This window comes from Arthrobacter gyeryongensis (assembly GCF_039543785.1).
Classification (GTDB): domain Bacteria; phylum Actinomycetota; class Actinomycetes; order Actinomycetales; family Micrococcaceae; genus Arthrobacter; species Arthrobacter gyeryongensis.
The window spans coordinates 43754-56505 of record NZ_BAABKK010000010.1 but is presented as its reverse complement, the minus strand read 5'-3'; the positions used below and the strand labels follow the sequence as shown (position 1 = coordinate 56505).

The following is a 12752-nucleotide window of genomic DNA, read 5'->3' as shown; positions in this document are numbered from 1 at the left end:
TGGGAAAAAGTAAGTCTCGCAGTCTTGACGATACTTTAACTATTCTTGACAATAGTTTGTATAGCTTTATTGCGATTGTGGGTGGTGTCGCCTGCTACCCGTAGGTCCCGGGGGAACCCGCGGCAGAGTTACTGGAATCTGTTTGTCGAAGCGGTGAAGACCATGAGTGTCGGTGCCAGGGCGAATCAAGCCCAACAGAAACAACCACCAACAACCACTATTGATGTATCTCTGAACGGGCCTCCCGGTCCTGTGCAAATCCCGGTTGACCAGATCATGGTGGCAGTTGACGGTGTACGGCGGTATGTCGTTTCCCACCTGTCCCGGATCGGCCGGGCGTGCGACGTCGACGACGTCATGCAAGACCTTCGGGTGGCTGTTTGGGACGGAGTCGCCCGCGGCCACTATCGCCAGCTCCCCGGCATTCGCTTTGAGGCGTGGGTACAGGGCGTGACTGCTAACGTCTGCGCGGCGCATATTCGTCACGAGCTATCCCATCAGACGCTACCGCTCCTGATGGAGCCGGCCGACGACGACGGTTCGGCTTCTGCGGATGCGCTCGCTGTTTTGGGCATGGAACGAAATTGGGACAGAGGAGCTGAGAGTGTTGTCGACCAGCAATGGGCGCGAACGATCATTTCGCTGACACGGGCCAGCCTGAATGACGGCGTCTGGGAACTTGCAATAGATAGTCTTAGCGAGCCTCGCCGGTACGGTCCGCCCTCCCCAGAGGACCGCCGCAGATGGCACGCGGTAACAGTCGTGCGCCAGACAGCGAGGACTGTTCAAAGTGCCCTGGACGTCGAGCCTTCCGAGCTCCAAAGCATTGAAGACGTCTGCCAGCACGCGGTCGAATGCTTGCCTACGATTGTGCTGCGCCGAGTCGCGGCAAACATTGTTCGGCGAGATGTTCGTGGGCCGGAGAGAAGCCGAGCCTTAGAGTCGTTGGCTGTCGAGCTCGGGGTTACACAACGCTATGTGGCGGTGAAGATCGGTTTTGCACGGCGGCTCTATCAGGCCTCATGGAGGATTCTCCGGAACGGGATGGCTCCCTCCGCCTAAGTCATGTTGTGGGCGCCCTCAGCTTGCAATGAACGGGCGAGGAGGCGGACATGAGGCAGTCACGAAGGCGCACAGTGTTGGGCTCAAGTAGTCGGCCGACGTTGGTGATTGCCGTCCTGGTACTTCTGAGTGTGGCCGGGGTGGTGTTCGTTCTTGCGCGGCCCGCGGACGGGCCCCGAACGGAGCCTGTTTCGTCCTCGACAGGGGAACCGTCTCCCACGAACGCGGCGACGCCGTCGACCTTTCCTTTGGGTGCATCGCCGACCGCGGTTCCTGCCGCTGAAACACCACCTGCAATTGGCGAACCTCGCACGACAGACTTTCGGAGGCTCGCTTCCGCGGCAGCGACGACGATTTACACTTGGGACACGCGAACGGCGTCGTACTCTGAGATCTACTCCCGGCTTCGAGGCTGGTGGGACGTCCTGCCGGACGGGTCCAATCCCCTGACCGTCCTTGCGCAGGAGTTCGAGGCCACTGGTGTTAATGCTGGGACCTACGCGTCATTGGCGGGGGAGCAGGCGCGACGTTCGGCCACCGTCCAATCGCTCGTATGCGATAGCGAGTTGGCCAAGGTGCGGGATCACCCCGCGCCGTGGGTGGGCCTGCACGTGTGCACGGCGACCTTGACCGTCGTGGATGAATCGAAGTCAATTGAAAACGCCTACGTGGCTCCCGTCAGCGTCATGGTGAATTGCCCACCGGCCACAACGGCCCCGACCGACCATTGTGTCGTTGTTGGCTTCTACGCGACGCCGAGCAGGATCGTCTACTGATGCCCGCAACGGCGGTTCTTGCTGGCCTGGCGAAGCGCCGTGCCATTCTGCGGGCAAGGGTGGCTGTAGGTATGGCACTGACATTGATCTGCGTCTTAGTGTTTTGCGCTGGCGTGGCAGTCTTTGCCGCCAACTCCGCTACCACGGCCAGTGCCTGCTCGTTCGGTCCGGTCACCGATGATCGGTTGCCAGTGGATGGAACCGGTGGGTTGGAGATTCAGCTACCCAATCAGGCCCCGATCGCTCTATCTTCGGGACAAGTGACGGTTGCCCGGATTTACATTGGGGTCGGAAAGCAACTGGGAGTCGCGAGGGACGGGCAAATCATCGCGATTATGATGGCACTCCAGGAATCCGGCCTCCGGGTCTTGGCAAACACAAACGTTCCCGCCTCGCTCTTGATTCGGCACGACGGCCTCGGCAGCGATCATGATTCCCTCGGCACGGCCCAGCAACGCCCAGCCGCAGGCTGGGGAACCATCGAGCAGTTGATGGACCCTAATTACAACGCACGTTCCTTCTATGGAGGACCAGCCGGTCCCAACCATGGCAGCCCGCCCGGGTTGCTGGATGTCTCTGCCTGGGAATCCATCGGCAAGGGCGAAGCTGCCCAAGCCGTGCAAATATCGGCCTTCCCTGAGCTGTATGCGCGCTGGGAGCCGGAGGCAACGGCAATCGTTGACGCGCTCGCAGGTGGCACTCCACCAGCTTCTTGCGACAGCTCTCCGAACGGTTCGGCGCCGCCGTCCATGCCGACGAATCTGAGCCAGATCCGGAAGGACATCCTGCATTTCACCCGAGAAGGGCTGGGCGGTACGTACGTGTGGGGAGGAACCGCGTTCAAAGCGTGGGACTGCTCTGGCTACGTTCAATGGATCTACAAGCAGGTGGAGATCAACCTCCCAAGGGTTGACCAGTGGACTGTCGGGCATCAAACCGACAATCCGCAGCCAGGGGACTTGGTGGTGCAGAACCCGCAGGGGCCCAACAACTGGGGGCACGTCGGCATTTATGCGGGCGATGGGCTGATGTACAGCGCGTTAAACCCGGCTGCCGGGACGTTGTTGCATCCAATAGCTTGGAATTCTGGGACCGCCTTTTTTGACCTGTTGAAATGACCTCAACCGTTGACTAGCGGAGTTCTCGCTCTGCCTCAGATCACTAGCTTGGCGCTAGGATAGGTCTGCTCCAAGTCCTGTGAACCAAAACCACGGCAGGGAAGTGGACTCCCGAGTCGCGAATTGTTTACCGTAGCACTCAATGTCTCTCAAGAGGCAGTACGGAACCTTTGGCATCTGCATATCGACTTCGAAAATGCGAAGTTTCAAGAACGCGAGCATAAGCGAGCCTAAGGAGTTCATGGATTGCGTAACGTCTGCGTCGCCCACGATCGTCCTTTCAGCCTGCTTGCTGATAACAAATAAGCCGAATTCATCGCCAATCGGCACGGACTAGTGCTCTGATGTGTAGAGTGATGTCGCTTCGCACGAAAGCAGGGAGGCTTCAAGATGGCGGATACCAAGGCATCAGAGTGGGTAACGAGTTTCCTTGGGCACGTGCTCGCCTTCACCGGGAAAGTCTGGATCGATGGCACCTGGACGATTCGTGAAGACTGTGTGCGGATGGCGGAAGCACGAGGGGCCGTCGATTGGAAACCGGATATGTCCGGGCGTGTCACGTTGCTTGTACATGGTGATCTGGCCAGTCAGCACGTTTCTGATCGAACCCGCCAATACAGCAAGAAGCTAATACTCGCCGATAGCTTGCGGCGCTCGGGCAAGCCGATCGCAATTATCGACGGACAAGGCTTCGCCGACTTGGTGAATGGGTATCCGGCCCGGAACAGAAAACTGTTGTTTGCGGGGCCCTCTGAGGTGTTGGTGCTTCCGGATCTCGGTGAAGGAATTCTGGGAGGACCGCTTTCAACGAGGCAGATCCCAGCCCATGATCCCTCTGAGCTGACCCTGAACCTCGAAGCACTGGACAGAGGCACAGCTGCTCATGAAGCGACCGTTGCTGCTTTGTCCAGGATGTTGGAGCGACGGGGCCTTCTCCCACAGCGGCCAGGCCGTCATGCGCCGGCGTTTGACCTAGGTTGGACTGATGACGATGTCGTGAATATTGCGGAAGTCAAGAGCCTTACGGGTACCGATGAAACTCAGCAGATTCGGCTGGGATTGGGACAGGTACTCGATTATGCTCAGCAGATCCGGCTCTCAGGCCTCTCATCTTCGCCAGTTCAGCCTGTGTTGGTTCTTGAACATGAACCGAGCCATCCAAGATGGACCGAAACGGCGTCGTCCGCGGGGGTCAAGCTCATATGGGGCCCGGCATTCGGAAAATAGTGTCACCGATGGATGGTTACGTAGACAACTAGGTGTGCTCCAGAGCTTTGCCCGGAAAACTGGGTCCCGTGAGCCGGTGAGAAACATGGCCGTGCCTCTGAAAATCTCCCCTTCGGGAGTGGAGGGTCTCCGGTACGTTTGGCGTTATGCATGTCATTTTGGACTCCACCGCCCTGATATCGGATTTCCACTTTGCCACTGCGGCAAACAGGGGATTGCTAGAAGCCGGAAAGGCAAAAGTCATCCGTCTAGGCGTTCCAGAGCTTGTGCTGCGGGAGGTCGTCCACAAATGGCGTCAACGAGTTGCCGACTTGATGGAAAAGGCAGAGTCACTAGAAGCTGAAGCGAAACGAATCGGGCTGGCGAGCCTAGCGGTCGCGCTCCCCTCAATAGACGATACAGTGGCGGCCTTCGAGAAATCCCTCCGAGAAAAGCTTGAGAAAGCGTCCGCCGCCGTCTATGCAATTCCAACCGTTTCGCACGAGACACTCGTGAACAAAGCGATTCAGCGCAGGTCTCCATTCGCAGAGAAGGGCACCGGATACAGGGACGCCCTCATATGGGAATCCGTGAAGGAGATCCTCAGGACGAGCGATGAGGCTGTCACCTTCGTCACGGCCAATAAATCCGACTTCGGGAGTAGCGACCTGGGCATTCCGCAGGGCTTGCTGGACGAGCTGACCAACGATGGCATCGGGAACGACCGGCTGACAATCCTTGCAACTCCCGCAGATGCCGCGGCGGCGACGCTGGAGCACGCTCAGTCACTGCTTGACCAATTCGAGCAGAAACTAGTGTCAGACAATGCTTTCCGCGATCAGTTGGTACAGGAGTTGGTTGAGCAGGCTGATCTCGCCCTTAGCCATGTTGAAAGGTTCCGGTATTCGTCAGACCACAAGGCAAGATTCATTTCTGCCGACATGATGTACGAGATCGGCTACTTTCAACCGACCAGGTCTTGGCTGATTTCGCAAGGCAGGATTGGGATCGAATTCGAGGCGGAGGCAGACGTCGACGTCGAGTACGACGTCGATGGTGGGTTCCCGCACCACTTCGACCCTCAGCAAGACCACTGGGAGGATGCTTCCCTTGAACGGTACGGGTCCACGACCGTTACGGCATCGCTTTCGGGGCAATTGGAATTTGATGCGTCTTCGGACGGAGTCTCGGCACCGAGCATGTCCATCTGGGCGCTGTCAGACCCGGCTCCCCGATAGAGCTTGCTCCCCCACGCGGGATATGAAGACAGCCGGGCCGTTCTGCTCAGCGAGCCGAACGTCATTCGTCGTTCACGGCGCCAAAGGTCCTGTGGAGGCTGTTTGGTGGCTTCGACGTTCGAATCGACTCTTGAGTCCCGATCTCCGAGAGTTGTCGTCCGGTCAAGTGGTCCGAACGTCCGGCTCGTCGAGCAATGAGCACGGTCTAAGCGGGGCGGTCTTGACGGATCCATCCCTAATGTAATCAAGCTGTCATGTCGCTCCGCCCCGCCGACTCCATGAAGTCGTGAGCCCAAACAGCTCATTCCTTTGGACGACGGACGGAGCGCTCAATGTTGCTGGTAGCTGTGGATCCCGGAATCACGCCAAATCCCAACTTTCCTTTCCTTGAATCTCTAAAGCAGATCGGCGGCGGCATCCTCGTCGGAGCCTTCATTGTGATCGCCATCGTGGCAATCATTGGGGCGGCAATGCTTCTGGCCGGCAAGTTGAGCCAGTCGTCGCGGCTGGCCTCGGGCGGCGGCATGATTCTGCTCTGGACCGGCCCTGTGGCGGCGATCCTGGGCGGCATCAACGGCTACATTCTCTGGTCCCAGTCGGCGTTCCCGCTCGGATTTTAGGGCCGGGTTGTCATGCCGGTTCAGTGTGACCTGAATGGGTGGTGGCCGCCCGGCTGCGGTCTTGTCTCCCAAGCGAACGACGGCGTTATGGGCTCGGTCACGTCCCTTTTTGCCGAGATTCTCCAGAACATCGCATCGTGGATTTGGTCGTTCATCACGGGTGCTTTCAGCGTCTCGAACGTGGATGATTCGCAGTGGACGGCTGTCGAGGGCCTGACGAACTGGTGGGTCATCGTCATGATGACCCCGCTCGTCGTCGCGCTGATCCTCCAGCTCCTTTCCGGGCTGATCAGCCAGCAGCCCCGCCGTCTTGTGAGGGCCCTGGTCGGCGGTGCAGTCGCCGTTCCAATGGTCGCCGGTGCGGTCTACCTGGCCCGGCAGCTCACGAAGGTGAGTGATTCAGCTTCCGAGGCGCTCCTCGCCTCGATGGGATCTGATCCCTACGTCCTGTTCATGCGGCTCTTCGGTTTCGAGCGGGCACCGGCCGGATCAGGCCGGGACTGGAACATCGTCTCCCTTTCTCCAGGTTCGGGAAACGGCGCGACCGGCGCGGTGATCGTGACGTCGATGGCCGTCGTCGTGGTCTGGATTTTGGCGTTCATCCTGATGTGCTCGATGATCTTCAGGTCGTTCGCGCTCATCGTGCTGGCCGCCGTCGCACCGGTTGCCCTCATGCTGATGCCATGGGAGAAGACAAGGTCGTGGGGGCGGCGGTGGTGCGAGATTGTCGTCGCGCTGCTCCTGGCCAAGCCCCTTGCGGCGACGGTCTTGGCTGTTGCCATCAAGCTTTTCGCCGAGTCGAAGTCGTTCGCCGGCCTGGCTGCCGGCATGGTTGGAATGGCGCTTGCCTGTGGTGCCCCGCTGATGGCCTTGAAATTAGTCAGCTTCGCGGGCGGAGAGCTCGCGGCGGCCGCCCAGACCGCCGGAGGCGGGCATGTCCTCTCGCGGAGCACCGGTTTTACCGCCCGGCAAATCAGCCGGCAGACCGGCGGGAGATTCACGCTCGCGGCGATGGCCAGCCGCTCGGCGATCACTCGGCCGATCCCGTCGAGCAGCCCGCAAAATCCGCCACAGGTATTGCCACCAAGACAGCCGCGGCCGGGGACGGCTTCGGAGGCTATGCCGTCGCGGAGTCCCGGTGGGAAACCAGCAGCAATGCTCGAGGCCGCGCCGTCGGCTCCGGATCGAACATCCCGTCGGACGCGCAGTGTTACTGGGCAGCCGCGATCGAATTCGGGGTCACCGACCACCGGGCCGGTTTCCCGCGCCGTTGACGATCCACCTCTTCCTTCGGCGTCGCATCCCTTACCGGTTACGAAGGCGTCCCCGTCGATAGCGCCGTTGGTGCCACCATTGTCTCGCTCGCAAACGGTCTCGCAACCCTCGAAAGATGGTGATTCCGGTGTCTGAAAATTCACGAACCATCGATGCGGTCAAGTTCCCGCGCTACGAGCGGCGCGGCTTGTTCATGGGTTTGAAGTGGTACCAGTTGCTGCTGCTGGCGGGTGGCGTTCTCGTGGCAAGTGTGGCTTCAGCGGCGAACGGTCCGGCCGGACTTTTTGGTTCGGGACCGGTATGGCTTGCCCTGATGCTGCTCGGATTGCTGCAGTACTCTCGAATTCCCTACCCGGTGTGGGTCAGTCATGCCGTCCTGTTCTTCTACAGATCGATCGTCAGCCAGACGCGGTTTTTCGTGAGGCCTGAACGGGCGGTCCTAGCCGGGCGTTTGGAACTCCCGGGCGGATTGGGAAGCCTTCAATTGCGCAGGACGTCGAGGGGTGAGTCCTTCATCGTTGACGCTCGCGGCAAGGAGGTCGTCGCGGTGCTGCGCTGCAGCACGAGGTCTTTTGCGCTCCTGGACACCGACGACAAAGCTTGGGCCGTACAGGCCTGGTCCCGCGTCCAGGCAGGCATGGCGCAACGCGGCAATGTCGCGAGAATTGCCGCCCAGGATTACACGGTTCCCTATCCGTCGAAGGCGCTGCGTGACTTCTACGAACAGGCAGCGCCCGAACGAAGCGGCGGGACCGGCGAATTGAGCTGGGGTCAACGGTCGTATGAGGATCTGATTTCCGCAGCCGGGTCCGCCATGAGCCACGATCTCCTGCTCGCTCTGGTCGTGGACACGGCAAGGGCAAGGCGCCGGATCAAGGAATCTGGCGGGGGATTGCTCGGCGTTGAACGAGTGCTCCGGCTGGAAGTCGAGGCCATGACCACGGCACTGGGGACCCACAGCGTCAGGGTGGAGGAGTGGCTGCCGGAAGACGGAATTCTCGCCGTCTTGCATGGTGCCTTCGATCCAGCAGCCGTCGCCGCTCCTGTTCGTCAGCGGGTGCCAGCCATCGACGGCGAGCCCCACAGTGATTCGGAGTCCAGGCTGATTTCAGGCCCGATGGCCGTGGAAGAGCACTGGACCTATGTGCGCACGGACTCAGGTTTTCATCAAACTTTTTGGATCGCAGAGTGGCCGCGGCAGAAAGTCTTCCCGGGTTTTCTTCATCCGCTGATCTACGTGGGCGACTTCCGCCATACCGTGACCGAAGTGATCCGGGCAGTGCCCACAACGGAGGCGCTGCGGGATATCCGTTCTGCCCAGGAGGCCCATGAGACCCGGCGTCGAATCAACACAAGGTTCGACAGACCACTGACCCGCGAGCAACGTGCCGAGGAAGAGGAGGTGGCCCAGCGGGAGGAAGAAATCGTCGCCGGTCATGGCGATGTGCGGCCGGCCGCTTACGTGACGATCACGGCTTCCACACTTGAGGATTTGGCTAGGTACAGGCAGGAGCTGGAGTCAGCGGCCGCCGGCGCATTCGTTGAATTGCGGTTGCTGGCCGGGCAGCAATGGGCTGCCTTCGTCGCCGGTGCCCTCCCGTTCGGGAGGGGACTGCGATGACCCGATCCATCCAGAGCGTTCAGTACCTGCCATCGGCCGGGAACCGCCGGGAGCGGAAAGAACGACGCCGTCACGAAGATGCTGGGAAGAGCGGACCATGGATGTCTGCGCTGCAGGGCTTCGGAGGGACGATCGATGGTCTGCTGGAAGGTACCGAGCGCGGTTCTGATTGGGGGAGCCGGGAGCCGAACTCTTTGCGCGGCCCTCACCGGCTACGTCCAGCACCGCACCGCGCTTCCACGCTGACGTTTGCTGCGGCCTATCCCTTCATCACCGAATCGGGCCTGGGCCACGAGGGCACGTACATCGGCACGGACGTCTTCGGATCTGGAGCCTTTTCCTACGATCCGTGGATTCTCTATGACAAGGGCGTTATCAGTGGCCCGTCGATCGTTGTCATCGGTACCGTCGGCACGGGCAAGTCCATGTGCGGTAAATCTTTGGTGGCCCGCTCGATCACGCTGGGGCGCAAGGCCGCCGTGGCGTCTGACCCCAAGGGCGAATGGGTTGCCGTGGCCAAAGCTGTTGGCGGCAAAGTCATTTCCGTCGGCCCCGGTAGGGCGGCGCGTGTTAACCCGCTCGACGCCGGACCACGCTCCAGCGCCCTGACAGAGGCGCAATGGCAGGCCGTGGTCCGCCAACGTCGCCGCTACCTGCTGGTGGCGCTGGTGTCCCTCATGCGGCAGGGCATGCCCCTTCGCCCCGTGGAACACACAGCGCTTGATATGGCACTCATGGAGACGGTGGCGCAGAACTCGAACCCGACCCTGCCCATGGTCCTGGACCACCTGCTGAACCCCTCGAAGGAAACCCTCGGTCTCGTGGGCAGGGACGGCGGAACCGCCGTCAGCCACTCGCTGCGGCGAACGGTGTCCGGCGACTTGGAGGGCATGTTCGATGCCCCTTCAACCGTCGCCTTCGACGCCGACGCGCCCATGATGGTGATGGACACGTCCGCACTGATCGGCGCCTCCGAGCAGGCGCTGTCACTCGCCGCAGCGTGCGGCGCTACGTGGCTGGAGGCAGCAGTTACCAATCCCGACGGCGGCAAGCGGCTGGTGGTCTACGACGAGGGTTGGCGGATGCTCGCGGACCCTTACATGTTGGCCAAGATGAGCGAGCAGTGGCGACTGGCCCGCACCTACGGGATCGCGAACCTGCTTATCATGCACAAGGTTGCCGACCTGAACGAGATCGGCGACAGCACCAGCGGACACCGCCAGAAAGCCCTCGGGCTCCTGACCGAAGCGGACACGCGCATCATCTACCGGCAAAAGCACGATGCCATGCGCCTGACCAAAGAAGCGCTTGGCCTGACCGAAGCCGAATGCGAACACGTCGAGAACCTCCCCAAAGGCGTAGGGCTCTGGAAGGTCGGCAACCGCTCCTTCATCGTTGCCAACCGTGTCACCACGGACGAGCTGGAAGTCTTCGGCACCGACGACCGGATGATCTGATGTTCACCCACTCCCGGGCAGGAAACACCAGCCCGCTCATCACCGCCGGACTCATCACACTCTCCGGGCTCGTTAGCTTCTCCTTCCTGGTCCAAGGCGCCGCGCGCCTCCTCGTCACGTGGCGGTGCGGCACCACGCCGCCGTCGCCCCCAAACCCGGCGGCCGCCGTCGGACTCTTCACTGGCCGGATCGATTGGATCGTGCGTCGTGATCCCGGCTGCGACGTCAGCACGGCCGATGTGTGGTGGATGGTCGGCCCGGCGCTCGTCACGATTGCTGCGCTCGCGGTGACCGGGATCTGGGCGTGGCGGCGGTGGAAGCAATCAGGGGCATGGCTGCGGCAGGAGATCCTGAACCGCAATGGCATCGCCCGCCGCTCCGAGATTCTCCACGATTTCGGCGCCCGAGCCGTCCGGAAAAGGGGAAAGTTCACCCGCCCAGGCTTGAGCAACCCGACCATCCAAGACGTGTCCTGGACACTTGGCCGCTCACGGGGCGCCACGGTCCGTGTCTCAACGGAAGAATCCATGGTAATCCAGGGAGCGCCCCGTTCGGGCAAGGGACTCTACGTGATCATCAACGCGATCCTCGACGCACCCGGTGCTGTCGTCACCACCTCGACCCGGGCCGACAACCTCGTAGTCACGATGAAAGCCCGCGCCTCGGGGGATAGGCCTGTGACCGTTTTCGATCCGCAGGGAATGTCTGGACTACCTTCGACGCTGCGCTGGTCTCCGGTCCGCGGCTGCCAGGACCCGGATATCGCCACACGCCGGGCCTTGGTCATCACCGCCGATACGGAGATGAAAGGTGAAAATGCGGCGTGGCAGAAGCGCTCACTGATCGTCCTGCAGTGTCTGCTCCACGCGGCGGCATTGTCCGGAGAGGGCGTGCGCGCCTTCCGTCGTTGGTCCTCAAGCCCGGTGTTAGCGCGTGAGGCACTGGAGGTTCTTAGCCGCCCCGGGGCGGCTCTGGGGTGGCAGGCCGACTTGATGGGAATCCTCGAAGACGACCCGAGGAACACGTCCAACTCGTGGATCGGTGTTTCGGCGGCCGTGGCACCCCTGTCCTCGCCGAAGGTTCTGGCCGCGCTGGATCCGCAGGACGAGTTCGAGGAGTTCGACCCGAAGCAATTCATTCGTGATCGCGGAACGCTGTACTTGATCGGTACACGGGCAGGAGCCGCCGCCGCTGGCCCGTATCTCTCAGCATTGATTGACGACATAGACAACGCTGCCCGGGAAATGGCGTTCGTCTCGCCCGGCGGACGGCTCGACCCGCCCCTGTCGTTGATCCTCGACGAGATCGCCAACCTAGCGCCATGGCCCGGTCTGCCCATTGCGTTGTCGGATGGCGGCGGTATCGGCATCTCCACCCTTGTCGTGTTGCAGTCGCTGTCCCAGGCCCGGACCGGGTGGTCCATCGACGAGGCCGCCACAATCTGGGACTCGGCCATCATCAAAGTGATCTTCGGCGGCGGCTCCGACGAACGCGACCTCCGCTCGCTCGCCGGACTGCTCGGGGAGCGGAGCCTCACGCTGACCACGCGATCGTGGTCCTCCCAAGGACGCCAAGACGGCGAACAGATCCGCGAGAGCCCCGTCATCGCCCTCGATGAAATCCGCCGGCTACCCGTCGGCACCGCCCTCATGCTGGGCCGACGCACCAGGCCGATCCTGCTGGACCTGCGCGAATGGCACAAACGCAAAGACGCAGCCGAACTTGGACGCTCCAAGGCAGAGACCGAACGCGCTCTGATCGAAGGCCACAAACAACGCCAACAAACGGCCGATGGGACCAGCGATGGGGAACTATGAGGACGTCGAACACTTTGACATTCCCTCAGCCGGAGCGGACGACGACGAGCTGACGGCCGAGCTGTTCCGCTCGGCCTTCCGAGCTCCGAACGGTTCGCAGGGCACGACCCATCGCTGGCGAGACATGAGCTCCCAGCAGGCAGAAAGCATCTGGGCCGCGCTCGCAGCCTGGGTGCCGTGGCTGGTTGCCACCTACCAGCTGACGACGTCGGTAGTCCCGGACTGTTGGTGGCGCCACCCCGAGATCGTCGCGGAGCTGTATGCACTGCAGCGGGCAGAGCAGGTCTCCTACGCAACCGATGATGCCGGCTTCGGACCCCTGGCGTTTCACGAAAGGCTGCCACACGCCGTAGAACGCCTCAGGAACCACACCCGGACGGCCGGATGCGTAGGGCTGCAGGTACACAAAGAACCCGCCCCGAGGCTTCTCGCTGTTGATGATCCGGAGTTCCTGGAGTGGGAGGCCGCCCACCATCAGCCGGGGGTTGAGTTCTGAAGTCATGCCGTGAGCCCGGCATCGGGACATGAACAGATATCCGCGTTTGTGGATCTCAAGAGGCAT

11 protein-coding genes are annotated in these 12752 nt (G+C 61.6%); all 11 read left to right on the top strand.

Going from position 1 to position 12752, the window contains the following annotated elements; genetic code table 11:
* The first annotated feature begins 162 nt into the window (after window positions 1–162).
* The 11 genes from ABEA18_RS06970 (at window position 163) to ABEA18_RS06920 (ending at window position 12686) form a co-directional block, all read left to right on the top strand.
* Window positions 163–1062, top strand: a complete 900-nt coding sequence (locus ABEA18_RS06970) for an RNA polymerase sigma factor (protein ID WP_345448569.1) — start codon at window positions 163–165, stop codon at window positions 1060–1062.
* Between the two features lie 50 nt (window positions 1063–1112).
* Window positions 1113–1838 carry a hypothetical protein gene (locus ABEA18_RS06965; RefSeq protein WP_345448568.1) on the top strand — a complete coding sequence of 242 codons (726 nt, stop codon included), beginning with the start codon at window positions 1113–1115 and terminating at the stop codon, window positions 1836–1838.
* Window positions 1839–2173: 335 nt separating this feature from the next.
* Window positions 2174–2956 carry a C40 family peptidase gene (locus ABEA18_RS06960; RefSeq protein ID WP_345448567.1) on the top strand — a complete coding sequence of 261 codons (783 nt, stop codon included), beginning with the start codon at window positions 2174–2176 and terminating at the stop codon, window positions 2954–2956.
* 390 nt (window positions 2957–3346) lie between these two features.
* Window positions 3347–4183 carry a BRCT domain-containing protein gene (locus ABEA18_RS06955; RefSeq protein ID WP_345448566.1) on the top strand — a complete coding sequence of 279 codons (837 nt, stop codon included), beginning with the start codon at window positions 3347–3349 and terminating at the stop codon, window positions 4181–4183.
* A 158-nt stretch (window positions 4184–4341) separates the two neighbouring features.
* Window positions 4342–5400 carry a PIN domain-containing protein gene (locus ABEA18_RS06950; RefSeq protein WP_345448565.1) on the top strand — a complete coding sequence of 353 codons (1059 nt, stop codon included), beginning with the start codon at window positions 4342–4344 and terminating at the stop codon, window positions 5398–5400.
* 332 nt (window positions 5401–5732) lie between these two features.
* Window positions 5733–6020 carry a hypothetical protein gene (locus ABEA18_RS06945; RefSeq protein ID WP_345448564.1) on the top strand — a complete coding sequence of 96 codons (288 nt, stop codon included), beginning with the start codon at window positions 5733–5735 and terminating at the stop codon, window positions 6018–6020.
* A gap of 87 nt (window positions 6021–6107) precedes the next feature.
* Window positions 6108–7430 (top strand): type IV secretion system protein, encoded by a 1323-nt coding sequence (locus ABEA18_RS06940; protein WP_345448563.1) that lies wholly within the window; start codon window positions 6108–6110, stop codon window positions 7428–7430.
* Window positions 7423–8916, top strand: coding sequence for an SCO6880 family protein (locus ABEA18_RS06935; RefSeq protein ID WP_345448562.1), 1494 nt, complete (start codon window positions 7423–7425; stop codon window positions 8914–8916). The genes ABEA18_RS06940 and ABEA18_RS06935 overlap by 8 nt, the downstream gene beginning before the upstream one ends.
* Window positions 8913–10373, top strand: a complete 1461-nt coding sequence (locus ABEA18_RS06930) for an ATP-binding protein (protein WP_345448561.1) — start codon at window positions 8913–8915, stop codon at window positions 10371–10373. The genes ABEA18_RS06935 and ABEA18_RS06930 overlap by 4 nt, the downstream gene beginning before the upstream one ends.
* Window positions 10373–12190 carry a type IV secretory system conjugative DNA transfer family protein gene (locus ABEA18_RS06925; RefSeq protein ID WP_345448560.1) on the top strand — a complete coding sequence of 606 codons (1818 nt, stop codon included), beginning with the start codon at window positions 10373–10375 and terminating at the stop codon, window positions 12188–12190. The genes ABEA18_RS06930 and ABEA18_RS06925 overlap by 1 nt, the downstream gene beginning before the upstream one ends.
* On the top strand, window positions 12177–12686 hold the full coding sequence (locus ABEA18_RS06920) for a hypothetical protein (protein WP_345448559.1): 510 nt from the start codon (window positions 12177–12179) through the stop codon (window positions 12684–12686). The genes ABEA18_RS06925 and ABEA18_RS06920 overlap by 14 nt, the downstream gene beginning before the upstream one ends.
* Window positions 12687–12752: the final 66 nt, after the last annotated feature.